Below are 20,261 nucleotides of genomic sequence, written 5' to 3' on the forward strand. Positions count from 1 at the left end.
CGGTACGGCGAGCGGTGGCGCGGACGTGTCCGGCGCTGTGAACGGCGAGCGACCCGGCAGCTTTCCACAATCGCCCCACCGGGTGGCAGTGGCGCCCGGCCGGATTCGGGGGTCCAGCCGGGCGCCAGGGGCCGCGCCGAGCCGTGGAGAAGGCTCGGCGCGGCCCGGTGCGGTTCCCGCTTCCCCGGTGTGTGTCGGGAACCGCGCGAGGTGCGCGGCCCAGGCCCCTCCTTCCCAGGCCGCACGTTCATGGGGTGCGGAGGTTCTTTCTAAGCCGCACGGTCATGGGGTACGGCGGCGTGGCCGTACCGGGGAGCCAGGTGACGCATCCGCTCCTCCAGCCCCTCTGCGGTGTCGTCCTCGACGACCACCGGCTCGGGAGTGAACCAGGTGGCGATGGCGTAGAAGCGGCGGTTGCCCAGGCTGTAGAGGATCAGCCAGTCGGGCCAGGAACGTTCCATTCGTTCGGCCTCGGCGCGGGCCGGGCCGTCCCACACCCTCCGATGAACGCCGGTGTACGGTCGACCGGGGCGGTGGCGGCCCGCCGTACGGGATGAACGTAAGCGGATCACGAGGTCACCCGCCGGGCGATCTCCTCCTGCCGGTCCACGGCGGCCTGGACCTCGGCGAAGGTGTCGGCGTCCACCGCCGGATCGGCCCCGGCCCACACCGCTTCGAGGGGAAACGGCTTCTGACGCAACGCCCAGAACCGCCCGACATCACTGATGATCAGCCGCCACCCCGGAATCGCCTGCCCCTCCGGAATGGCTCTAACATTCTCCACGGATCGCACTCCTTTGCGATCAAGGGCCTGTCCGGCGTTTGGGTCGTCCGGACAGGCCCGCCCTATATGGCGGAAAAGCCTGAGATGCTCCGTTCAATGGGACGACCGAAGTGGCATATGTGACACCCCCCACCTTCATCTGCACATATGCACTCCACACCCACGACTCTCGACGGCATTCGAGATCCGCATCTCTTTCTCGACAATCTCAAACAAGCGCTGGCCCTGGAAGGAGATTAGGGGCCACAATACCCGCACAGATATTGCGGCCCTCCCGTGGAGGAGAAAGAGAGGAGAATGTGGACATATCCAGCCGCCTCGACCCGACTGTTTCACCTCACGAATATTTTCTTCTAGAGCTTCGCAGACACCGCAAAGCCGCAGGGGTGAGCCAGGACGAGTTGGCGCGAAGGACAGGGTGGAGCGACAGCCAGATAAGCATGATCGAGAATGGGCACAGGAGACCCACCAGATCATTCGTGGAGGCGACAGACAGAGCGCTGGACCTCGACGGAGCCCTGCTTGACCTCTACGACATGCTCCACTCGATGGCCAGCCGGATCCCCGAGTGGTTCCGGCCCTGGATCGAGATCGAGCGAGAGGCTGAGTCACTGCGCAACTGGCAGCCGCTCATCGTCCCCGGACTGCTTCAGACTCGCGACTACGCCCACGCGATGCTCGCCGGAGAGCCACGCATCACCCCGGAGCGACTTGAGGAGTACGTGGCCACCCGTCTTGAAAGACAAACCATCCTTAGCAAGGAAAATCGGCCCATGCTGTGGGTGGTCATGGACGAGGGCATCCTTTATCGTCCAATCGGCGGAGCCGAGGTGATGTCAGCCCAGCTTCGCCACCTCGTCGAGGCGGGCGACCACCCTGACACGGTGATCCAGATCCTTCCCCTCAAAGCGGGCAGCACAGCCGGCCTGAGCGGGGGCTTCTCCATCGCACAGGCCAGCCCCAGCAGAGGGGCGACCTGTTCGGCCTATATGGAGTTTCCCGGCACAGGCCACGTGACGGATCGCCCCACCGAGGTCGCCGCCCTGGCACTGCGGTACGAGGCGATCCGCGCCGAGGCGATGTCTCGGCGGGAGTCATTGGAGCTGATCAAGGAGGCGTTGGCGACATGGAACTGAGCAAGGAGCTGGAGCTCGCGACGTGGGTCAAGTCCAGCCGATCGAGCAGCAACGGCGGCGAGTGCGTCGAGGTCGCCCTACTGTCTGGTGATCGCAGAGGAGTTCGTGACTCCAAGGACCCATCCGGTCCAGCGCTGGTCTTTACCCGCCCGGGATGGGGTGCCTTTGTGAGCGGCGTCAAACGGGGAGAGTTCGACATCTGACTCTTCCATGGCCCAGATCCGAATCACGATATGAGCCGTTGGACGCGATCAAGGAGACGATACGGCGATGGACGACCTGAACAAGGAACTCGCTTCTACGACCTGGCGTAAGTCCACCCTTTCCGGCGGCGACGGCGGCGAATGCGTCGAGGTCGCGCGTCTCAGCGGCGGACACATCGGCGTCCGTGACAGCAAGAACCCCACCGGCCCGGCGCTGCTCTTCGCCCCCTCCGGGTGGGCCGCCTTCGTGAGCGGCGTGAAGTCAGGCGAGTTCGACTCCTGACTCCGCTTTCCCCGTTCGACATTTTGATATGAAGACTCCCCTCTTGATCCAAGCGGGGAGTCTTCTTTTTGATCAGAGACGTGGAAAAGGAGGAGCCCTTCCACCGGTACGGGTGGAAGGGCTCCGGGTCAGCGGATCAGCCCGGGGGGAAGTTGCCGTTCTTGGCGACCGGCAGGGCTATCTGGCTGGCGCCGCTGAGGACGGCCTGCTCGGCCGGGAGGCGGGCGAGGACGGGGTTGATGTGCCGCAGGGTCAGCGAGACCGTGGGCAGGGTGGTCGGGGTGGTGATGTCGAACTTCTCCAGGTCGATCCACCGGACGATGTTGAGCACCTCGGCCGGGATGTTGTCGCCGCCCTTGTACACCGGGACGCACAGCTGGCGGGCGCTGAGGATCTGCGCGCCGTGCGTGGGGATCGTCTGGGTCAGGACGGGGTTGAGCTGCCGCAGGGACACCTGCTGGTTCAGCGGGGTGTTGGGGGTGATGGCGTAGCACTTGAGGTCGATGTGGCGGACGAGCCGCAGCACCTCGTCCGGCGGGACCGCGTTGTTCTTGACGACCGGCACGCACAGCTGCTGCGGGGTGTTCAGGGAGATCTGGGTGCGCGGCAGGCTCTGGAACAGCGGGTTGAGGTGGCTGAGCACGAGGCCCGTGGTCACCGTGGCGCCGGAGATCTTGTAGCAGGCCAGGTCGACGTACCTGATGAAGTCGAGCGCGGGCGACGGCGGCACCTGGGTGTTCTTGGAGACCGGGACGCACAGCTGCTCACGCTGGCCGAGAGTGACGGTCTCGGTCGGCAGGCCGCTGAGCACGGGGTTGATGTGCCGCAGCGTGAGCGTGGTGGCCGGCGGCTGGTACGGGTTGGTCTTGAAGCACTCGAGGTCGAGGAAGGAGGTCAGGGCCTTCGGCGTCGGGAACGCGAGGGCGGCGGCGGGCGGCACGGAGAGGAACGCCACGGCGAGCACCGCGACGACGGCGGATGCGACGCGCCGGAGCGTCGGTTTTCTGCGCCCGTGAATTCCGATTGCGGCTCGATCCATTGTTGCTCCAAAGCTGGGGGGCTTCCTGTCACCGAGTGTGTGCCTCCGTGACCGGACTTACAATGTCGCTGACCGCTTTTTGTCATACGTGAAATCAAGGCTCGCGGGCTGCGGGAATTATCAGCAGACATAAAGGCACGGGCCCGACCGTCCACATCCTCCGGTGTTTGTAACGGCTCGATCTGAAAGATCCCGATCGAGCCAGGAAGATCCAGCTTTCTGTGGCCCTATCACGAAATGCCGCAGACAGATTCTCGCTGCTCGTGCTCCCCTCGGCCGTGATCTGCCCTCTTCCAGGCCGGATCCGCGGAGGAAACCACCGGGCACGCGCCGAACGCCTGTCTCTCGGTTTCTCCACTGCTCGTGTCGTCGATCATTGGACCCATCGCCCCTCCCCGTATGACCCGGCAGGAGGCGCGTTCATGAAAGCAGCCGTCTACTTCGACCAGCCGGTCGAGGCGCACCGCTGTGTCGAGACCGGACACAGGAGCGGGAACACAGTGGTCACCGTCGAGCCCTGAGTCCTTTCCAGCCGGGCGGAACCGGTCAGCGCAGGGGCGGGAGGCCGGATTGGCGTCTCGTGCGCGAGGGGACCGCCGGAGACGTGAAGGACAACTCGACGCCGGGCGGAGAGGACCGGGCGGGGTCTTTCAGGAAACGAGGGCGCCGATCACCACAAGGAGCACGAGCAGTGCGAGCACCGTGGGCAGGAGCCAGCGACGGGGACGATCCACGCCTTGGAGCTTAGCTCCGCCTGTCGGGTGCCGGAGCCGTCAGGGCGTAGTCCGCGATCTTCTCGTAGCGGACGGCGGGGCCGAGGTGGCTCCGCATCAGGTGCACGGCGTCCACCTCCCACGGGGTTCCCGCGAACTCCCCGAGCGCCTCGACCAGCCCGCTCACGTCGGCCTCAGGGCGGGCCCTGGCCAGGGTCAGGTGCGGTTTGAGCTGCCGCCGATCGGCCTGTACGGCTCCCGCCCGCCGAGCCCCCGCCCCCAGGGACTCGGCCAGGCGGACGAGGGGGAGGCCGGGGCCGTACAGGCCGGTCCAGAGGACCCGCGCCCGGCGAGCCGAGGGGAAGGCGCCCGCCCCGGCCAGCGACAGCGTCATCGGCGCGTGTCGTGACGCGGCGCGGGCGAGCCTCGTCTCCAGTTCGGGCAGGACCTCCTGTGACACCTCGCCCAGGAACGACAGCGTCACGTGCCAGTTCGCCCGGTCGATCCAGCGGAGGCCGGACCAGGCCGCCCGGTGCGGGCGCAGCGCGCCGAGCAGCTCGTCAAGCACGTGCCGAGGCGGCAGCACTCCCACGAACAGTCGCATGCGACCTCCTGCCGATCGCCCTGGTCAGCATTATCGCCGCACCGGTGCCGAGCACGGTGAGCAGCCCGCCGACCACGACCCCGGCACGCGGGCCGCCCAGCTCGGAGATCCAGCCGAGCAGCGGAGCGCCGATCGGGGCGCCGCCGGTGAACACCAACACGTAGATGCCCATCACCCGGCCACGCATCTCCGGAGAGGCGGCGAGCTGGACGCTGGTGTTCGCGGCCGTGTTGACCGTGATCAGCGCCATGCCCGCAGGGATGAGCAGGAGCAGGTAGACGGGGTACCAGGGGGCCAGGCCGGTGAGGACCTGGAACAGGCCGAACGACAGCGCGCCGCCGATCAGCAGTTTCCTGCTGGGCCGTACGCGACGGGCCGCCAGGAGCGCGCCGCCGAGCGCGCCGACCGCGAACATGCTGGAGGCGAGTCCGAAGGAGGACGCGCCCGCGCCGAAGACTTCCCTGGCCATCAACGCGATGGACATGGAGAACGACTGCGCGCACAGCGAGACGAAGGCGACAAGCAGTATGGGCATCAGCAGGTCGGGGCGCTCCACGACGTAGCGCAGTCCTTCACGGAGCTGTCCCTTGGCCCTGGGCACCGGATCCGGGGTGGTCAGCTCCGAGGTCCGCATCAGCGCCAGTCCGCCGAGCACGGCGAGGAACGACAGCGCGTTGATCACGAAGATCGGGCCGGTGCCGCCGAGCGCGTAGATCAGCACACCGGCCAGGGCCGGGCCGACCACGCGGGCCAGGTTGAAGCTGGAGGCGTTCAGCGCGATGGCGTTGGACAGGTCCTGACGGCCGACCATCTCGACCACGAACGACTGCCTGGTCGGCACCTCGACGCACAGGACGAGACCGAGCGCGAAGGCCATCACGTAGACGTGCCACTGCTGCGCCTGACCGGTCAGGGTCAGCACGCCCAGGGTGAGCGCCAGCAAGCCCATGATCGACTGGGCGACGATCAGCAACGGCCGCTTCGGGTAGCGGTCGGCGAGCATGCCGCCCCAGAGCCCGAACAGCAGCTGCGGCAGGAACTGCAGGGCGGTCGTCACACCGAGGGCGGCGGCGCTGCCGTGCGTCAGGTCCAGGATCAGCCAGTCCTGCGCGGTGCGCTGCATCCACCCGCCGACGTTGGAGACCACGCCGCCGGCGGCGAAGAGCCTGTAGTTGTAGTTGCGCAGCGCGCGGAACATGCCGCCGTGCGTCTCAGGTACGGCCTGCGCCGTACCGGTCTCGACGGCCTGCAGCTCGTCCGTGGCGGCGGCCCGCGCGGCCCGCCGCCGTCGCGCCCGCGCCTTCGCGCCCAGCTTCCTGCCGGGTACGGCGAGCGCCCTGGCCAACGGTCGCACGGCCCGGACCACGCGCCTGCCCCCACCGGACGCCGGGGAGTCCGTGGACTCCGGGGAGGGGACGTCAGAGGCCGTGGAAACGGGCGTCGACGAGGCGGACGCCTCGACGAGCTCGGAGGACTCGTCGGAGACGACGATGTCGGAGGCCCCGGGGGCGCCGGCAGGTGATCGTGAGGCGAGCGCCTCGGTCTCCTGCGGAACCGCCGAGGCCCGAGGTTCCTCGGGGTCGGCTAGTTCCGGCTGAGCTTCTCCAGAATCGGCGCCGCCTGTCTGAGCACCGCCCTCTCCTCGGGTGTCAGCTCCTTCAACCGTTGCGTCAGCCACGCCTCCTTGCGGCGGCGTTCCTCCTTCAGCAACGCCGACCCCTGCTCGGTCACGCTCACGGTCACCTGACGCCGGTCGGACGGGTGCGGTGTGCGCGACACCAGCCCCCGCTCTTCCAGAGCGGCGATCACACGCGTCATCGAGGGCGGCTGCACCTTCTCGTGCTCGGCCAATTCGCCGGGGGTTATCCCGGAATGTTGTTCCACCGCGACGAGCGTCGCGACCTGGGTGGGGGTCAGCGAGTGTCCCCCTGCCTGCCTGCGCAGGCGTCTGTTCAAGCGTGCCAGTGACACGCGCAGTGCCGAAGCCAGACCGGCGTCGCTGCGCAGGCTCGCGACGGGGTCCTTCCTGGGATGGTTCGTTAGCATAAGTCATTACCTTTGCTAACTATATACCTACGCATATCATTCCCTCCGGGCCAGGGTTTTCCAGACGTGAGCCGTACAGCGTGCCAGACCGCCTCCCGATCCCCAACCCGGACACGGCGTCCCCGCCGCATCCGGCCTCGACCACCGGGACGGACCAGGGCGGACCGGGCCGCCTACGCGGGCGGCGACGAGGGATCCATCCCCATCGAGATGATTTCCAGCCGTGATTCCTCAGAGGACACCTGGCCGGCTCGACGCGGTCACGTCCCGCGGTGACGGTGGCGACCGGCACGTCGTTCCTGCCGCTGTGCCGAGCGAGCGTCGCCTGGTAGGCGGCGAGCCTGGTTGGCGTCCGGGACCGGGCGCGGCCGTCGCACCGATCGCGGAAGTCACGCCTGCGGAAGCCGCGCCCGCGGATCCCGCCCCGGCGTTCTCGGCGTCGCCGCCTGCGGTCAGGCCGGGCGGGGGCCCACGACGACGTCGTCGAGTTGGATGACGGTGACGTCGACCTGGCCGTGGCCGTCCTCCCAGCCCGCGACCACCGAGCAGCCCAGGTCTCCGAGAAGGGATCCGAGGAACACCTCGGATCCCAGATAGGTGAGGCCTTCCGCGTCCGCCGGGTCACAGCAGCCGAGCCGGAGGTGGGCGCGCAGGCCCGGGTGGGGGACGGCGGCGAGCGCCTGCTCCCACTCCTCCTCCGCCTCCCCCTCGAAGGCGATCAGGCTGCCGGGAGTGCGGCCGATGCCGGTCGCGACCCGCATCGCGTCGAGGAGCGTTCCCGTCGAGGCGATCCTGGCGTAGCAGACCTCCCAGTTCCGCGCCAGGGCCGAGTCGGTGAGGTCGAGGCCGTGACGCCAGAGGACCGGCGCCAGGTCGGCGCCCCGGACGACGTCCGGCGCGAAACACGCCGCCTCGAGGTCGGCGGCGAAGGCGTCGGGCAGGCCGTCGCTCGAAACGTGGAAGATCGACCGGCTCGCGTCGAACCGCAGGGGCGGCTCCCCCATGTCGTACAGGTAGAGGTCCCCCACCTCGATCGGCTCACCACCCGCGAGAACCACCGGGTTCAGCCAGGTCGGCTCCCTGTCGAGCCTCGCTTCGCGGAAGAAGTTGCCATGGTAGTAGGCGGCGTACACGGCGTCGGGGTCGTAACTTGCGAGCGGGCGGCCGAGAAGCGCCTCGAAGGCGCCGCTCAGCAGCGTCTCCCATCCGACTTCGGTGCTGGTGACGGATCTGTCGCGGGTCATACGGGGGACTCCTGAGAAACTGCTCCTGGGGGATGACGCCGACCATGATCGGGCGGACGGCTGGGCGTCAGCATAGATGCGCCAGGCGACGGCCCGGAGGCCGAAACGACCGAGAACCTACGGTTCGCAGCCCTGGTGCGGCAAACGCACATGTTCCCACGTCAGAGCCCCCGGTGCGACATGAGAGCACGCCGCATGTTCCGGGTCTCCGGCATTACGCGCGCGGTTTCGACTCCATTCCGGTCCGGCGCCCGCGTCCGTTCGCTCCCGGCTCCGGCCTTCCCTCCCGCGGCGCCGGTTCCACCGGCTCCCCCGCGGTGCCGGCTCCACCGGCTCCGTCCCCCTCCCGGTTCCGTCGTTTCCCTGGCTCCGCCCCTTCCTAGCACAGTGTCGGTTCCACCGACCTACCGCAATGTCAGTTCCACCGACCTACCGCAGTGTCAGTTCCACCGACCGGGTTCCCAGCAGACGCTTGGCCTCCCGGATTCCGGAGGTGAAGGCGCCGTCCGCGTGCCCGAAGCGCGTGCCGGAGGTCGCCTCCCCGGCGAAGAGCACGCGCCCGGCGACCGGGGCGGCCAGCGCCTCCGTGTCCTCCGGCCCGGTTCCGACGGTGAGATGCGTGTAGGCCCCGCGGGTGAACGGGTCGTCGCGCCAGCGGGTGACGGCCGTGTCCAGCGGGGGCGTCTTCCTGCCGGTCACGGCGGCGAGCAGGTCACGGGCACGGCCGAGCACCTCCTCCTCGCTCCACGACGCCAGGGTTCGTCCGGCGGGACCTCCGGCGAGCGCGACCAGCGTGGGAGCGCCCGCGGGTCCGGTGGCGTCGACCCAGGCGCGGAACGGGGTGTCCCGGTGCCGGACCAGGAAACCGGTGACGTCGTCTCCCCAGTACCGGGTCTCGTAGCGCAGCACCACCTTCTCGAAGTCCCCGAAACCGAGCGTCGTGACGGCCCTCGCCTTCGGAGCGGGCAGGGCGGGCAGGAACTCGATCGCTCCCGACCTGAGCACGCCGAGGGGAACGGTGACCAGCACGTGCGAGCCGCGCTCGGCACGGCCGTCGGCCGTCTCCACCGTGACACCGTTCCGGTCCGTGCGGACGGCGCGGACGACCGCGCCGGTGCGGATCGCCGCGTCGGGCACTAGTGCCCTGACCAGGGTCCGGTATCCCCCCACCGGCACGTGGTCGCCACCGGCGTAGATCTCCGGGACCGTCAGCAGCGCGGCCGGCAGCGCGGCGGCCGGGGCCGCCCACTCCGTCTCGAGGACGGTTCGCAGCAGAAACCTCACCCACCCGTCGCGCGCCGCCTCGGCGTCGGTCGCGCAGTAGGCGTCGACCAGGTCGGCGACGGTCGCGCCGCTCCCGGCGCGGGCGATGAGACCCGCGACCGCCTCCTCGAACCCGGTGGCCCTTGCGAGGAGCCGTCGCCGGACGTCGGCGTCGACGCGCTCGCCCCGCGTCCCCACCAGCGCGGCCCCGGCGATGAGACCGCCGAGGTCGTACGGCCGCCGCCTGACGCCCGCCCGTTCCGCCAGCTCCGACAGGGGGTTGCCCTCCGGGGCGTGGATCCAGGCCGCCCCCAGGTCCACCTCGGCCCCGCCGACCTCGGTCGTGTGGATCCGGCCGCCCAGGCGGTTCCTGGCCTCCAGGACCAGCACCTCGACTCCCGCCGACGCCAGGGCGTTGGCCGCGGCGAGGCCCGCGAGGCCCGCACCGACCACGACGACGCGTGTGACGTCGGCCGCGACCCCCTCCGGCACGACGGCGAGGCCGTCGTCGATCCTCCACCTGCCGGGAGCGTGACGCCCGGTCGCGGCGCCGACCAGGTATCCGACGGTGGCGCCCGCGGCCGTCGCCGACAGCCCCGCCACCCCGGCCAGCAGCCCTCTTCTCGTCAGGCGCATCCAATCTCCTCGTGTTTACCCTGATAAAAGCCACTGTACGGTGAACAACGGGGAATTTATTGTACGGTGGACAACATGGTCAAGAAGGTGACATGAAGACTGGCTCCGCGACGCCGAGGCGGGCGGCCCTGTCGCGGGAGCTGATCCTGCGGCGGGCGCTGGAGATGATCGACGAGGCGGGCGTCGACGCGCTGAGCGTCAGGCGGCTCGCCACCGATCTCGGCGTCTTCCCGACCGCGCTGTACTACTACCTGCCGACCAGGGACGCGGTGCTGCGCGGGGTCGTGGAGACGGTCCTCGACGAGATGGACCTCGCGGGGGCCTCGGCCGGAGACTGGCGGGAGCGGGTGAAGGCGCTGTGCCGCGCCCTGCGGCAGGTCGGGCACGCCCATCCCCGCCTGTTCCCCTATCTCGTCTCCTATCCGGAGACCACCGCGCAGGAGTACAGGATCTACGAGGGGCTGTACCGCGCCCTGGAGGAGACCGGCATGCCTCCGGCGCGGATCGTGCACGCGGGCAACCTGATCTTCTCCTACGCCACCGGCTTCACCCTCGCCGAGGTCAACGCGACCATCGGGCCGCCGACCCCGGCGGAAGCGGATCAGATGTCGGCGCTGCCCGCGGCCGACTTCCCCGCCACCCACCGGCTGGCCGGAGAGATCCGCGGCCTCGACCTCGACACGAGTTTCGAAGCCGGCATGGACGCGATCCTCATCGGACTGGCCGCCGTCGTGACGACGCCCGTCGAGCCCCGGCGGGAAGCCGGGGGTGACACGGGCCCGGAACGTCAGGCGGCCGGGAAGGACGTCGAACGACTTTCCGACCCCGGCCGGGAACCGTAGGTTCGCCTCCTGGACCGCAGGATGAGGACCATGTCCGGACATGTCTGCGGTTTTCCGGAGGGTGTGGTTTTCCGCACCCTGGAACGGCCACGCACCTCATTCCGGTCATATCCTGGCCGTTCCTAGCCTCTAGGGCATGACGGATTGGCTGATCGGACTGATGGAAAGCCTGGGCGCGCCGGGCGCGGGGCTGGCGATCGCGCTGGAGAACCTCTTCCCGCCCCTCCCGAGCGAGGTGATCCTGCCGCTGGCCGGCTTCACCGCGTCCAGGGGTGAGATGGATCTGCTGGGCGTGCTGCTGTGGACCACGGCGGGCTCGGTGGCAGGCGCGCTGGCGCTGTACTGGGTGGGCGCGCTGCTCGGCCGCGAGCGCACACTTGCCCTGGCCGCCCGCATCCCGCTGCTGAAGGTCTCCGACATCGACAAGACCGAGGCGTGGTTCCTCAGACACGGCCGCAAGACGGTGTTCTTCGGCCGGATGATCCCGATCTTCCGCAGCCTGATCTCGATCCCGGCAGGGGTGGAGCGCATGCCGCTCGGCGTCTTCACCCTGCTGACCACGCTCGGCAGCCTCGTCTGGAACACGATCTTCGTGCTGGCCGGCTATCTCCTGGGCGAGAACTGGTCCTTGGTCGAGGCCTACGTCGGCGCGGGCACCAACGCGGTGATCGCCGTGGTGCTGCTGGCCGTGCTCGTCTTCGTGGGCGTCAGGCTGAGCGAGCGTCGTAAGGGACGGCATGCGGTTCGCGGTTAGGGGGCTGCGGCTGCTGGGAGCGGTGATCCTCGGGGCGCTCACCGCCCCGCTCGACCTGGCCTTCGTCCTGGTGGCGCTGCCGTTCGCGAGTCGGCCGGGAGTGCGGGCGGCGGCCAGGCGGCTGGCCGTGCTCGAAACGCGGCGGCTGGGTCTCGATCTCGCCCTCCCGGCGCGCGACGCCGGGAACGCGTTGTCCTATCTGGCGGCCAGGACGCCGGTGGGCGTGCTCGGCGGCCTGGTGGCCGCCCTGCTCGGGTACGGCACGGCAATGGCCGTCGCCCTGGCGTGGTCGTGGGGAAGGGGAGTGCCGATGGACGGCATGCTGCCCAGCCCGCCGCTGGTGGCCTATCTCGGCCTGTCCGGCCTGGTCCTGCTCTTTCTCGCCCTGTCAGGCCTGGTGGGGGTGGACGCGCTGGAGCGGCGGCTGGCCGTACGGATGCTCGCCCCCGACCCCACCGAGGCGCTCCGGCACCGGATCACCGAGCTGACCGAGAGCCGCGCGGGCGTGCTGGCGGCGGTCGACTCCGAGCGGCGCAGGATCGAACGCGACCTGCACGACGGGCTGCAGCAGCGGCTGGTCGCGCTGTCGATGCTGGCCGGGCGCGCCCGCCGGGGGCGCTCTGAGCTGCTGGAGCAGGTGCACGAGCAGGCCCAGCAGGCGCTGGCCGAGCTGCGCGAGGTGGCCTGGCGGGCCTACCCGTCGGGACTGGACTCCCTCGGGCTGGCCGACGCGCTCGCGGGCGTGGCCGAGCGCGCCGGCATCCCGGTCAAGGTCACCTGTGAGCTGTCGGCACGGCCGCCCGCGGCCGTGGAGACGGCGGCCTACTTCGTGGTCAGTGAGGCGGTGACCAACGCGGACAAGCACTCCCGGGCCGATCTGGTCACCGTCGAGGTCCGCGAACACGACAGACGCGACAGAATGGTCATCGTGCGTGTACAGGACGACGGCGTGGGCGGGGCCGACACGGCGAGCGGCGGGCTCTCCGGGCTGGCGCGCCGGGTGGCCGCGCTGGACGGCCGCTTCACCGTGACCAGCCCGCACGGCGGGCCGACCACGATCGTGGCGGAGCTCCCGTGCGAGTGATCCTGGCCGAGGACTCCACCCTGCTGCGCGAGGGACTGGTGCGGCTGCTGGCCGAGGAGGGGCACGAGGTGCTCGCCGCGGTGGGCGACGGCGACGCGCTGGTCGCCGCGGTGGCCGAGCAGCGGCCCGACGCGGTGGTGGCCGACGTGCGGATGCCGCCCACGCACACCGACGAGGGGCTGCGCGCGGCGCTGGAGATCAGGCGGCGCTGGCCGGACGTGAAGGTCCTGGTGCTGTCGCAGTACGTGGAGAAGAAGTACGCCACCGAGCTGATGAGCGCCGACGTCGAAGGAGTCGGCTACCTGCTCAAGGACCGGGTGGCCCAGGTGGGCGACTTCCTGGACGCGCTGGAGCGGGTGGGGGCCGGGGGCGCGGCCTTCGACCCGGAGGTGGTGCGGCAACTGCTCGCGCGCACCAGCCACGCCGACCCCCTCGCCCGGCTGACCGCGCGCGAGCGGCAGGTGTTGGAGCTGATGGCGCAGGGCCTGACCAACGCCTCGATCGCGCAGTCGCTGCACGTGTCGCAGAGCGCGGTGGAAAAGCACGTCAACGCGCTGTTCGACAAGCTGGCGCTGTCGCACACCACCGGTTACAGCCGCCGGGTGCTGGCGGTGTTGCGCTACCTCGGCTCGTGAGCCGGAGCCCTGGCGTCCCGCGTTTCGGACATCCTCGCCGCCTCGGCTCGTGAGCCGGAGCCCTGGCGCTGCCGACTCGCCGGCCGTCCTTCTGGTGTAGGACGCCGTGGGGGTTCGGGTCTGCGACCGTCGTCGTACCGACCCCACGGCGGGCGCACCTCTCCGGTCGCCTTTTCAGCCGAAGCGCCCGAGGTACGGACATCGAAAAGATCCTGGCCATGTCAACAACCGTTCTTCGCGGCTCGCTCGCCGCCGCGGTCGCCCTGCTCGCGCTCGCCGCCCCGGCCACGGCCCTCGCCTCCGCCACGCCCGACGCCTCCTCCACTGCGACGTCCGCCTCCGCCACGCCCGCCCCGACCCCCACCGCCACCACGCCGCCCGTCCAGGCCCTCACCCTGCCCGAACCGACGGGCCCGCACCCGGTGGGCACGACCGCCCTGCACCTGGTCGACGACTCCCGCCCCGACCCGTGGGTCGCCGGGCAGAGCTCACGCCAGCTCATGGTCTCGCTGTGGTACCCCGCACGGACCTCCCACGGACGCAGGGCTCAGTACATGACGGCGCAGGAGTCCGCGCTGCTGTTGAAGGAGCACGACGTCGAGGGCGTGCCGCCGGAGATCCTGAGCGGGACGTGGACCAACGGGCTCGTCGACGCCCCTCCGCTCCGGCGCGGGCGCGGCCTCCCGCTCGTCGTGCTGTCCCCGGGGTTCACCCAGCCTCGCAGCTCGCTGACCGCCCTGGCCGAGGACCTGGCCAGCAGGGGCTACGTCGTCGCGGGGATCGACCACACCCACGAGACGGCCACGACCTTCCCCGACGGGCACACCGAGACCTGCACCGTCTGCGGCTCCGAGGGATCTCCCGGGTTCGGCGAGAAGTCGACCAGGACCCGGGCGGCCGACGTCTCCTTCGTGCTCGACCGGCTGACGGGGCCGAACCCCGCCTGGAAGCACGCCCGGCTGATCGACCCGTCCAGGATCGCGATGGCGGGGCACTCCATCGGCGGCAACAGCGCCACCTGGACCATGCTCAACGACCCCCGGGTCCGCGCCGGGGTCAACATGGACGGCACCTTCTGGATCCCGATCCCCGACAGGGGCCTCTCCCGGCCCTTCCTCCTCCTCGGATCGCAGGAGAGCACCCCGCAGGGAAGGGACACCACCTGGCCGCGTGACTGGAGGCACATGACCGGCTGGAAGCGCTGGCTCACGATCGACGGCACGCACCACGGGTCCTTCACCGACCACCCGCTGCTCCTGGCACAGATCGGCATGAACGACGGCAGCCCGACCTCCGGGAGCCGCGCGATGGAGATCACCCGCAGGTACGTCGGCGCCTTCCTCGACCTGCACCTCCGCAAGCGGTCACAACCGCTGCTCGACCGGCCGTCCCCCCGCCACCCGGAGGTCAGGTTCTGGAGGTGACCCCACGGTGAACCGACCGTCGCCCGACGGGGCGTCGACCACGTCGCGCTGAGCGCCGAGAGAGCCGAAAGGCCGCCATGGTGATCGACCCGCACCATGGCGGCCCCGCTCCACGCTCAGCCCAGAGCGAGGAGCGCCTTGATCGGGCCGAGGGCGAAGTAGACGACGAACAGGGCCGTGACGACCCACATCAGGGAGTGGACCTCCCGGGCCTTGCCCCTGACCAGCTTGATCAGCACGAAGCTGACGAAGCCCGCGCCGATGCCGGTGGCGATGGAGTAGGTGAACGGCATGAGCACGATGGTGAGGAACGCCGGGATGGCGATCTCGTGGTCGGTGAAGTCGATCTCACGGATCGCGGTCAGCATCAGGAAGCCGACGACGACGAGCGCGGGGGCCGCGGCCTCGTAGGGGACGACGGCGACCAGCGGCGAGACGAAGATGGCCAGCAGGAAGAGCACTCCGGTGACGACGCTGGCCAGACCGGTGCGCGCGCCCTCTCCGACGCCCGCCGCCGACTCGACGTAGGTGGTGTTGGAGGAGACGGAGGCCGCGCCGCCGACCGCCGCGCCGATCGAGTCGACGAGCAGGATCTCCCGGGTCCGGGGAAGCGTACCGTCCTCCCTGATCAGCCCGGCCTGGCCGCCGACGCCCACGATCGTGCCCATCGTGTCGAAGAAGTCGGTGATCAGCAGGGTGAAGACGAGCAGCAGGGCCAGGACCACGGAGACGGAGCCGAAGGCGCCGATCGGGTCGAACTCCCTGAACAGCACCAACGGGTTGGTGAACCCGAAGATCTCCTTGGGCAGCTCCGGCACGACGAGCCGCCAGCCCGCGGGGTTCGGGTCGGCGGGCGTCCCCGCGCCGCCCACCTTGGTCACCGCCTGGACGACGATCGCCAGGACCGTGGTGGCGACGATGCCGATCAGGATGGCCCCCTTCACTCCGCGGGCGACCAGCAGGATGATCAGCAGCAGGCCGACCACGAAGACCAGGAGCGGCCAGCTCACCAGGTTGCCGTTGATGCCGAGTTCCAGCGGCACGGCCGGCGCCTTGCGGACGAACCCCGAGTCCACGAAGCCGATCAGCGCGATGAACAGGCCGATGCCCACGCTGATCGCGGTCTTGAGCTGGGGCGGGATGGCGTTGAAGACCGCCGTGCGGAAGCCGGTCAGCACCAGGAGGGCGATGATCACGCCTTCCAGGAAGACCAGGCCCATGGCCGACTCCCACGACATCTGGCTGGCGATGCCGTAGGTGACGAAGGCGTTGAGCCCGAGTCCGGCCGCCATCGCGAACGGGACCCTGCCGATGACGCCCATCAGGATGCTCAGCAGACCCGCGACGAACGCGGTGCCCGCCGCGACGAGCGGCACGTTCGGCGTCGCGCCGTCGCCGATGAACTGACCGTCCGCGTCCTTGACGGTGGCGATGATCAAGGGGTTGAGGACGACGATGTAGGCCATCGTGAAGAAGGTGGCGAGGCCGCCGCGAACCTCCCGGCCGACCGAGGATCCCCGCTCCGAGATGTGAAAGAAACGGTCAAGAGCACTTATTTGGGGTGCTTTCCTGTCACTCACGCACGCAGGGTGGCAGCGAGCATCCCGCACCGGAAGATCCCGGCCACGATGGTGATGCTTTCGAGATCGATCCCCGCCCCCGCCCGGCCACCCGCGCCGCACGGGACTGTGTCGGCACCGTGCCCTCACGTCGGAGTCCGGTGAGCGCACACCTCGGAGTCCGGTGACCGCAGCCGGCACCGTGTGGCGAATGCCGTGTCACAAGAGCCGCCTTCACAGGGCCGGGAGGGCGCGAGGTGTCGTGTCTCCGCGCCGGGAGCGGCACGCGTTCTGCCGGGAGCGGCCGGGAACGGCATGCGTTTTGCCAGGAGTGAGGGCACGTCGCCTACGCTGGACCACGTGAACCAGTCTCGCCTCCCGGAGCTCCAACCGCTGAGGACCAACGACTCGGCCACGATCCTCGTGGGCACCGGCCTGTGGGCGGCCGCCTTGGTCGTGCTTTTGATCGTGGGGCCGGATCCGGAGCATCAGTGGTGGATCTGGACCTGTGTGTCCGGCATATGCGGTGGCCTGTTCGGCCTCTGGTTCGTGCGCCGTCGCGACCGCCGAGGAAACGCTCAGCCGGCCTCGCAGGAGCCGATCGAGCCCGCGACGGCGGTCCCGCCCGTCTCCTCCACGCCTCCGGCCTCCCCCACCCCGCCCGTCCCGCCGTCCCCGCCGTCCGTCTCCTCCGCCTCCTGACGGTCCGACTTCCGGTCGCCCGGGGCCTCGCGGGTCGTGGGAGGCCCCGGGAAACGGGGAGGCGCTTTCGGTCGGCCGGTTGAGGCGGTCCAGCTTTCGGTCAGCCGGGCGGGGCGGTCAGCCGGTTGAGGCGGTCCAGCTGTCCAGGTCGGCTTCGGCGAGGAGCAGCGGCACCGCGGCCGGGTCGCGGAGCAGCGCGGCGACCGCGAGCCGGTCGCCCCACTGGCCGGACGCCCAGGCGAGACCGCGGGCCAGGCCCTCGACACCGGCGGCGTGCACCACGCCCTCGAAGAACCGCCACGAGGCGGGCACCCCGTCCACGAGCAGCGTCTCGTGCTCCACGTAGGTCGTGGGCGCCGTCGGAAGCAACGACCGCACCGCCGCGGGGACGTCGCGGACCGTGCCCGTCGAGGTCACCTCTCCGGGGGCCTCCTCGCCCGCCAGCGGCAGGTCGAGCAGCTCGGACAGCGCCTCGGCCAGGTCGAACGGGGCCAGGACCAGCGGCCGGTTGGCGACCAGGGGAAGCAGGTCGGGCGCTTCGACGACCACCGGCTCCCCGGTGGGGCCCTCCGCGCCGCCGGACGGGCCTCCGTCCTCCCGCTCACCGGACGACGAGCCCTCGCCGGAAAGCGAGCCGCCGACCGCCCCACCGGACAGCAGGCGGCCGTCCTCGACGTCGGCGACGACGATCTCGCCGTCGAGGACGGCGCGCACCGCCCGGGGAGGCGCGACGCGAACGGGGGCGACCGCCGCGAGAGCGACCCACAGCGCGCGGAGCTGGGCCCGGTCGACCTCGACGGAGGGGTCGCCCAGCAGCTCGAGCAGCTCGTCGGGGCCGCCGTGCGAGGCCAGCAGGTCGGGCAGGGTGGTGCGGACGCCGATCATCGCCAGCGCGGCGTCGTCGACGACCGCGGGGGCGTCGCCGTACAGGCCGAACAGCAGCGGGTCCGCGGCCTGGAGCCGCAGCTGCGTGGGGCGCCGCCCGCCGAGAACCGGGTGGGTGGACAGCCACCACGCGGTGTACGACGGCACCTCGACGACCTGGCCCGCGACGAGGACCCGCAGCGGGTGCAGGACGGAGCGGAGCGGCGGGCGCGACAGCAGGGCGAGGGCCGACGGCCAGTCCGCGACGTACTCCAGGTCGCGCACGGCGGAGAACTCCCTGGCGACCGGCGGCACGTCCATGTCGGGCAGCAGGTCGAGCACGGCCTCGAGCCACTCGTCCTCGCGGTCCAGGTCGTGGTCGCAGTCGTCGGGGTCGATCATCACGTCGGTGTCGTTGACCACGGCGAAGCCGTCGAGCACCCCGGCCGCGGCCAGCACCCGCGAGCCGTACCGGTCGACCAGGTCGGGCGCGGCCGTGCCGAAGTGCGTCTCCTCGTCCAGCAGCCCGGCCAGCGCCCCGTCGGCCAGGAGCAGCTCACCGGCGGGATACAGCTCGCCGTCCGCGCCGCGCAGCGCCAGGTCCGACAGCCAGGGGGCGTCGCCCGCGACCAGCCCCGCCGCGTCGACCAGGGCGAGCACCGCCTGGGCCACGGGCTCGGAGTCGGGGCTCTCCAGGGACTCGGAGACGGCGGAGCGGGTCAGCGGGTCTTCCAGGACCGTCCTGGGCGTCGCCTCGGCCGCGCCGAGCCTCAGCAGCAGCGGGTGGGCGGCCTCGGGATGGACGACGCGCAGCCCCAGGGGGGCCAGCACCGCCGGGTCGAGCGAGGAGCCGTCGCTCAGCAGCAGCGTGCCACGCGGCCCCCTGACGAGGCGGCCGTCGGCGAGCGGCACCGGCAGCGCGCCGAGCGCCTCGGGGTCGTCGGCGGGCAGCACCTCGTACAGCGACCGCCACCAGGCCGGTTCCCTGTCCTCGACGGCGTCGCCGGAGAGCATGTCCACGATGTCGGCCAGCTCGACCCGCTTCACGCCGAGCGCGTTGATCGCCGGATGCCTGGACGGCCACCCCGCGGGCAGCAGCCCGGGAACCATCGCGGCGACCTTCTCCAGCAACTCGCCGGGGGCCGCGACCACCGAGGCCTGACGCCCGGTGACGACCAGTTCCTCACCCTCCGCGGGGGGTTTCTCCGCGTCGGCGGGCGGGGAGAGCGCGGGCAGCAGCGGGGCGTCGGGGAGCCTGCGCAGGATGGCCCTGCGGATCTGGGCGTCGAGCTCCGCCTTGCCCATCAGGCCGGGGACGAGGTCGAGCAGCCTGGGCGTGCGGGACAGTCCGGCGAGCAGTTCGACGTAGGCGTCGGCGGCCCGCTCGACGAGGAAGTCGGTCAGCGGGCCCTTGGCCACGTGCCGCCGGTCCGTGGCCATCGGGAACGAGGCGATCAGCAGCGCCGGCAGGTCGAGCGGCTCGTCGCTCGGCGTCGGGGCGTGCACCACGGGCGGCACCTGCGGGGGAAGCGGCCGGGGCTCCCCGCCGGGGGCGTCCGCCCCCGAAGCGCCGCTCTCGACGACGGGCACGGCCCAGCGGACCAGCCAGTACGGCCGGGCCCGCTCCTCGGTCGGCCGGTCGGCGAACAACTCGGCCGTCTCCTCGGGGGTGAACCGCCCCGAGGCCGAGACCACCCGCCAGCCGTCGGGCAGGACCGTCCGCATCTGGCCGTCCAGGTCGATCTCGATCGACTCGAGGGCGGGCAGGCCGAGCAGCAGCGCGGGGCTGGTCTCCTGGAGCATCCGCCGCACCGCCTCCTCCGAGGCCTTGTCGCGCAGCGGCAGCCGGACGAGCGTGTCGAACCCTCCGGGCACCTCGACGGGGCCCGCGGGGAACGGCAGGCGCAGCAGCGGCACGTGGCCGCCGCGCTCGGCGAACTCCTTGGCCAGCATGGGCTCCGCGGCCACCATGACGGCGGTCTGGTCACGGGACCACCGCACGACGCCTGATCCGAGGGAGCCGATCACCGGCTCGTCGCAGACGGAGACCACGGCCGCGAAGCCGACGCCGAAACGCCCGGCCGCGCCGGACTCGTCGCGCTTCCCCGAGACGCGCAGCGTGGACAGACCCTCGATTCCCGCCGCGTCGATGGGGGCGCCGGTGTTCGCGGCTGACAGCACCCCTTCCCGCAGCGACAGGCGGAGCCGTCCTGGAACTCCCGCCCTGAGCGCGGCGTCCGCGGCGTTCTGGGCGAGCTCGACGATCAGCCGGTCGCGGTAGCCTCCGAGTGCGAAGTCCTCCTCCGCGTTGGCGTCCTCGCGGAACCGCGCGGGTGAGGCGGTCCAGGCGGCGAGCACGGCGGAACGCAGTCGGTCGGTGCCGAAGATGTCAGTCACAGCGATGAGTCCAAAGGTCGGGGGCCCCACAGGTCACGTCGCATCGCGG

19 protein-coding genes are annotated in these 20,261 nt (G+C 70.9%); 9 read left to right on the forward strand and 10 right to left on the reverse strand.

Going from position 1 to position 20,261, the window contains the following annotated elements:
* Positions 1-269 precede the first annotated feature (269 nt).
* A complete protein-coding gene (locus tag PKF00_RS22770) occupies positions 270-461 on the reverse strand; it encodes a hypothetical protein (RefSeq protein WP_271219633.1) in 192 nt (63 codons plus the stop codon).
* Positions 462-568: 107 nt separating this feature from the next.
* Positions 569-784: a hypothetical protein gene (locus PKF00_RS22775; RefSeq protein ID WP_271219634.1), complete on the reverse strand. Its 216-nt coding sequence runs from the start codon at positions 782-784 to the stop codon at positions 569-571.
* Positions 785-1,083: 299 nt separating this feature from the next.
* Here PKF00_RS22775 and PKF00_RS22780 point away from each other — a divergent pair, with 299 nt between their 5' ends.
* From PKF00_RS22780 to PKF00_RS22790, 3 genes are all read left to right on the forward strand, one after another.
* The gene (locus tag PKF00_RS22780) at positions 1,084-1,920 is read left to right on the forward strand and encodes a helix-turn-helix domain-containing protein (protein ID WP_271219635.1); all 837 of its coding nucleotides are present in this window, start codon (positions 1,084-1,086) and stop codon (positions 1,918-1,920) included.
* The gene (locus PKF00_RS22785) at positions 1,911-2,123 is read left to right on the forward strand and encodes a DUF397 domain-containing protein (RefSeq protein WP_271219636.1); all 213 of its coding nucleotides are present in this window, start codon (positions 1,911-1,913) and stop codon (positions 2,121-2,123) included. Before PKF00_RS22780 ends, PKF00_RS22785 begins: the two co-directional genes overlap by 10 nt.
* A gap of 67 nt (positions 2,124-2,190) precedes the next feature.
* Entirely contained in the window at positions 2,191-2,406 is a 216-nt protein-coding gene (locus PKF00_RS22790) for a DUF397 domain-containing protein (protein WP_271219637.1), read from the forward strand.
* A gap of 136 nt (positions 2,407-2,542) precedes the next feature.
* Here PKF00_RS22790 and PKF00_RS22795 read toward each other — a convergent pair whose 3' ends face one another.
* From PKF00_RS22795 to PKF00_RS22820, 6 genes are all read right to left on the reverse strand, one after another.
* Entirely contained in the window at positions 2,543-3,445 is a 903-nt protein-coding gene (locus PKF00_RS22795; protein WP_271219638.1) for a hypothetical protein, read from the reverse strand.
* A gap of 744 nt (positions 3,446-4,189) precedes the next feature.
* Complete coding sequence (thpR, locus tag PKF00_RS22800; RefSeq protein WP_271219639.1) at positions 4,190-4,762, reverse strand: RNA 2',3'-cyclic phosphodiesterase; 573 nt, start codon at positions 4,760-4,762, stop codon at positions 4,190-4,192.
* A complete protein-coding gene (locus tag PKF00_RS22805; protein WP_425582200.1) occupies positions 4,719-5,960 on the reverse strand; it encodes an MFS transporter in 1,242 nt (413 codons plus the stop codon). The genes thpR and PKF00_RS22805 overlap by 44 nt, the downstream gene beginning before the upstream one ends.
* A 386-nt stretch (positions 5,961-6,346) precedes the next feature.
* Positions 6,347-6,808, reverse strand: a complete 462-nt coding sequence (locus PKF00_RS22810) for a MarR family winged helix-turn-helix transcriptional regulator (protein WP_271219641.1) — start codon at positions 6,806-6,808, stop codon at positions 6,347-6,349.
* A gap of 452 nt (positions 6,809-7,260) precedes the next feature.
* Positions 7,261-8,052: a hypothetical protein gene (locus tag PKF00_RS22815; protein ID WP_271219642.1), complete on the reverse strand. Its 792-nt coding sequence runs from the start codon at positions 8,050-8,052 to the stop codon at positions 7,261-7,263.
* A 429-nt stretch (positions 8,053-8,481) separates the two neighbouring features.
* The gene (locus PKF00_RS22820; protein ID WP_271219643.1) at positions 8,482-9,951 is read right to left on the reverse strand and encodes a flavin monoamine oxidase family protein; all 1,470 of its coding nucleotides are present in this window, start codon (positions 9,949-9,951) and stop codon (positions 8,482-8,484) included.
* 92 nt (positions 9,952-10,043) lie between these two features.
* Between PKF00_RS22820 and PKF00_RS22825 the strand changes: the two genes are divergently transcribed.
* The 5 genes from PKF00_RS22825 to PKF00_RS22845 all read left to right on the forward strand — a co-directional run bounded on the left by PKF00_RS22825 (position 10,044) and on the right by PKF00_RS22845 (position 14,690).
* Positions 10,044-10,793: a TetR/AcrR family transcriptional regulator gene (locus PKF00_RS22825; RefSeq protein WP_271219644.1), complete on the forward strand. Its 750-nt coding sequence runs from the start codon at positions 10,044-10,046 to the stop codon at positions 10,791-10,793.
* Positions 10,794-10,929: 136 nt separating this feature from the next.
* The gene (locus tag PKF00_RS22830) at positions 10,930-11,547 is read left to right on the forward strand and encodes a DedA family protein (RefSeq protein ID WP_271219645.1); all 618 of its coding nucleotides are present in this window, start codon (positions 10,930-10,932) and stop codon (positions 11,545-11,547) included.
* Positions 11,531-12,631: a sensor histidine kinase gene (locus tag PKF00_RS22835; RefSeq protein ID WP_271219646.1), complete on the forward strand. Its 1,101-nt coding sequence runs from the start codon at positions 11,531-11,533 to the stop codon at positions 12,629-12,631. The genes PKF00_RS22830 and PKF00_RS22835 overlap by 17 nt, the downstream gene beginning before the upstream one ends.
* Positions 12,622-13,266, forward strand: a complete 645-nt coding sequence (locus tag PKF00_RS22840; RefSeq protein WP_271219647.1) for a response regulator — start codon at positions 12,622-12,624, stop codon at positions 13,264-13,266. Before PKF00_RS22835 ends, PKF00_RS22840 begins: the two co-directional genes overlap by 10 nt.
* 218 nt (positions 13,267-13,484) lie before the next feature.
* Positions 13,485-14,690, forward strand: a complete 1,206-nt coding sequence (locus PKF00_RS22845; protein ID WP_271219648.1) for an alpha/beta hydrolase family protein — start codon at positions 13,485-13,487, stop codon at positions 14,688-14,690.
* Between the two features lie 116 nt (positions 14,691-14,806).
* Here PKF00_RS22845 and PKF00_RS22850 read toward each other — a convergent pair whose 3' ends face one another.
* The gene (locus tag PKF00_RS22850; protein ID WP_271219649.1) at positions 14,807-16,270 is read right to left on the reverse strand and encodes an NCS2 family permease; all 1,464 of its coding nucleotides are present in this window, start codon (positions 16,268-16,270) and stop codon (positions 14,807-14,809) included.
* Between the two features lie 339 nt (positions 16,271-16,609).
* Here PKF00_RS22850 and PKF00_RS22855 point away from each other — a divergent pair, with 339 nt between their 5' ends.
* Positions 16,610-16,951, forward strand: a complete 342-nt coding sequence (locus PKF00_RS22855) for a DUF2530 domain-containing protein (protein ID WP_271219650.1) — start codon at positions 16,610-16,612, stop codon at positions 16,949-16,951.
* A 117-nt stretch (positions 16,952-17,068) separates the two neighbouring features.
* Here the strand turns inward: PKF00_RS22855 and PKF00_RS22860 are convergent, their stop codons facing one another.
* Complete coding sequence (locus tag PKF00_RS22860; RefSeq protein WP_271219651.1) at positions 17,069-20,212, reverse strand: sacsin N-terminal ATP-binding-like domain-containing protein; 3,144 nt, start codon at positions 20,210-20,212, stop codon at positions 17,069-17,071.
* Positions 20,213-20,261 lie beyond the last annotated feature (49 nt).

The organism is Streptosporangium carneum, from assembly GCF_027922005.1.
In the GTDB taxonomy this organism is placed as follows: Bacteria; Actinomycetota; Actinomycetes; order Streptosporangiales; family Streptosporangiaceae; genus Streptosporangium; species Streptosporangium carneum.

Excerpts from the sequence above, each read along its gene's own strand:
- thpR (WP_271219639.1), bottom strand. The coding sequence starts at position 4,762 with ATGCGACTGTTCGTGGGAGTGCTGCCGCCTCGGCACGTGCTTGACGAG.
- PKF00_RS22795 (WP_271219638.1), bottom strand. The coding sequence starts at position 3,445 with ATGGATCGAGCCGCAATCGGAATTCACGGGCGCAGAAAACCGACGCTC.
- PKF00_RS22770 (WP_271219633.1), bottom strand. The coding sequence starts at position 461 with ATGGAACGTTCCTGGCCCGACTGGCTGATCCTCTACAGCCTGGGCAAC.
- PKF00_RS22845 (WP_271219648.1), top strand. The coding sequence starts at position 13,485 with ATGTCAACAACCGTTCTTCGCGGCTCGCTCGCCGCCGCGGTCGCCCTG.
- PKF00_RS22820 (WP_271219643.1), bottom strand. The coding sequence starts at position 9,951 with ATGCGCCTGACGAGAAGAGGGCTGCTGGCCGGGGTGGCGGGGCTGTCG.
- PKF00_RS22790 (WP_271219637.1), top strand. The coding sequence starts at position 2,191 with ATGGACGACCTGAACAAGGAACTCGCTTCTACGACCTGGCGTAAGTCC.
- PKF00_RS22805 (WP_425582200.1), bottom strand. The coding sequence starts at position 5,960 with ATGTTCCGCGCGCTGCGCAACTACAACTACAGGCTCTTCGCCGCCGGC.
- PKF00_RS22825 (WP_271219644.1), top strand. The coding sequence starts at position 10,044 with ATGAAGACTGGCTCCGCGACGCCGAGGCGGGCGGCCCTGTCGCGGGAG.
- PKF00_RS22835 (WP_271219646.1), top strand. The coding sequence starts at position 11,531 with ATGCGGTTCGCGGTTAGGGGGCTGCGGCTGCTGGGAGCGGTGATCCTC.
- PKF00_RS22830 (WP_271219645.1), top strand. The coding sequence starts at position 10,930 with ATGACGGATTGGCTGATCGGACTGATGGAAAGCCTGGGCGCGCCGGGC.
- PKF00_RS22810 (WP_271219641.1), bottom strand. The coding sequence starts at position 6,808 with ATGCTAACGAACCATCCCAGGAAGGACCCCGTCGCGAGCCTGCGCAGC.
- PKF00_RS22815 (WP_271219642.1), bottom strand. The coding sequence starts at position 8,052 with ATGACCCGCGACAGATCCGTCACCAGCACCGAAGTCGGATGGGAGACG.
- PKF00_RS22785 (WP_271219636.1), top strand. The coding sequence starts at position 1,911 with ATGGAACTGAGCAAGGAGCTGGAGCTCGCGACGTGGGTCAAGTCCAGC.